At 41.6% G+C, this 2,104-nt stretch carries 2 protein-coding genes and 1 pseudogene; 1 reads left to right on the top strand and 2 read right to left on the bottom strand.

Features of this window, described 5'->3' with window-relative positions; all coding sequences use genetic code 11:
- Positions 1–390: 390 nt before the first annotated feature.
- Positions 391–1,404, top strand: a complete 1,014-nt coding sequence (locus HMPREF1505_RS12460; RefSeq protein ID WP_013264068.1) for an aspartate-semialdehyde dehydrogenase — start codon at positions 391–393, stop codon at positions 1,402–1,404.
- Positions 1,405–1,607: 203 nt separating this feature from the next.
- Here HMPREF1505_RS12460 and HMPREF1505_RS12455 read toward each other — a convergent pair whose 3' ends face one another.
- Both HMPREF1505_RS12455 and HMPREF1505_RS13045 read right to left on the bottom strand, forming a co-directional pair.
- Positions 1,608–1,892, bottom strand: coding sequence for a putative quinol monooxygenase (locus HMPREF1505_RS12455; protein ID WP_036925966.1), 285 nt, complete (start codon positions 1,890–1,892; stop codon positions 1,608–1,610).
- Between the two features lie 28 nt (positions 1,893–1,920).
- Positions 1,921–2,049: pseudogene (locus HMPREF1505_RS13045) on the bottom strand (FMN-binding protein); the annotation flags it as partial.
- Positions 2,050–2,104: the final 55 nt, after the last annotated feature.

Here is a 2,104-nt window from a genome sequence, read left to right as displayed (position 1 = left end):
AAAGTAAAAGGTGCTTAATTGGACTTCAAAAGGGCGTTAGTAAGGGTCTTAAAGGGCACCTCTTGCAAGTCAATTAGGCGTCTTTAAGAAGCCAAAAGAGCATGTATTGGTTTTAAGTCACGCGAAAATAGTTTACAAACACCAAAGATATGAAAACAAGTGGTATTGTCTTTAAAAAGTGTATAAACCTTTATTCTATTCCTATCTATGCCTTTAATGGAAGAATCCTAATAAACCTATATAATCCTCACAAAATGACAGAAAACAACGATACACAACAGATTATATCTATCAAAACAGAAAAAAGACTAACATACCGTTGTTTGTCTTAGGGAAAAATAGTATATTTGCAACTACGAATAGGTTCGTAAACAATTAAAGATAAAAGATATGAAAGTAGCAATTGTTGGTGCCAGTGGTGCCGTAGGTCAGGAGTTCCTGCGCATCTTAGCTGAAAGAAACTTCCCAATGGACGACCTCGTTCTCTTTGGTTCAGAGCGTTCAGCAGGTAAGAAATACACATTCAAGGGTAAGGAATACGAAGTAAAACTGCTCCAGCATAACGATGATTTCAAGGATGTAGACATCGCCTTCACAAGTGCGGGTGGTGGTACATCAGCCGAGTTTGCTGAGACCATCACCAAATATGGTGCTGTGATGATTGACAACTCAAGCCAGTTCCGTCAGGATAATGACGTACCATTGGTTGTTCCTGAAATCAATGCTGAGGATGCTTTGAACCGTCCACGTGGCATCATTGCCAACCCTAACTGTACTACCATTATGATGGTTGTCGTATTGAATCCTATCGATAAGCTCAGCCATATCAAGAAAATACATGTCAGCAGTTATCAGAGTGCTTCTGGTGCAGGTGCTGCCGCAATGGCAGAGTTGCAGCAGCAGTATAAGGAACTTGTTGAGACTGGCGAAGTGAAGACCATCGAGAAGTTCCCACATCAGTTGGCATACAATGTCATTCCACAGATTGACAAGATGACAGAGAACGACTATACAAAGGAAGAGGTGAAGATGTTTAACGAGACACGTAAGATTATGCACTCAGATGTTCGCACTTCTGCTACCTGCGTTCGTGTGTCTTCTCTCCGTAGTCATTCAGAGGCAGTATGGTTCGAGACCGAGCGTCCACTCTCTGTTGAGGAGATTCGTGAGGCTTTGAAGGCTGCTCCTGGTGTTACTGTTGTTGATGATCCACAGAACTATGTCTACCCAATGCCACTCGAGAGTGCTGGCCACGATGACATTTATGTGGGCCGTATCCGTAAGGACCTTGCCGATGACAATGGTAATACACTCTGGCTCACCGGCGACCAAATCCGTAAGGGTGCTGCATTGAATGCGGTACAGATTGCGGAGTATTTGATTAAGGTTGGGGATGTAAAGTAAGGGCTGGCCCCTCCCCCAACCCCTCCCCCATAGGGAGGGGAGTGATTACCGAAAAAGGATAAAGGGTTTGCTAAACATAAAGAAAGAGCGTATCGAGAAGATTAAAGACTTCTTGATACGCTCTTTTTATTTAGTTTCCTTACCCCAAATCTTCGACTAAATAGTCAATGATTAAAGGATAATGAAGAGAGTACTATTTGTGATTAGCGTTCAAACTGCTCAATGCTTAAGCCACCATCTGTCAGCTTTTCTAATTCAGGAACAATACGAGTGAAATGTTCTGAACGAGCATGACGCGTCAAACAAGCCTTGTCCTCCCATGATTCACAGAAAAGGAAGACACCTGGTTGGGTTGTACTCTCAAACAAATCGTAACCCTTATTACCTTCATCTTTACGTGAAAGTTCTACTAATTCATCTGCAAGAGCCTTCACTTGGGCAGTTGTTACACCAGCCTTTACCTTGAAAAAAGCATTTAATCTGATCATATCTTCTATGTTAATAGTTAACTAACTCTTACTTATTCTTCTTATAGTAAGCTACGGCAGCAGCTATATTCTCCTTCACAGCACGTGATGTATAGGTAGCTCCGGTCACACCATCAATACTCTCTGCCTTTGCAGCTTTTGACAGTTTCATACCATTAGTTTAAGATTTTACTGAAGTTTGCATTAATAAAGAATATACTACAGCTGATATA

It is taken from the genome of Prevotella sp. ICM33, from assembly GCF_000517825.1.
Classification (GTDB): Bacteria; Bacteroidota; Bacteroidia; order Bacteroidales; family Bacteroidaceae; genus Prevotella; species Prevotella melaninogenica.
This window is presented reverse-complemented; position numbering and strand designations above follow the sequence as displayed.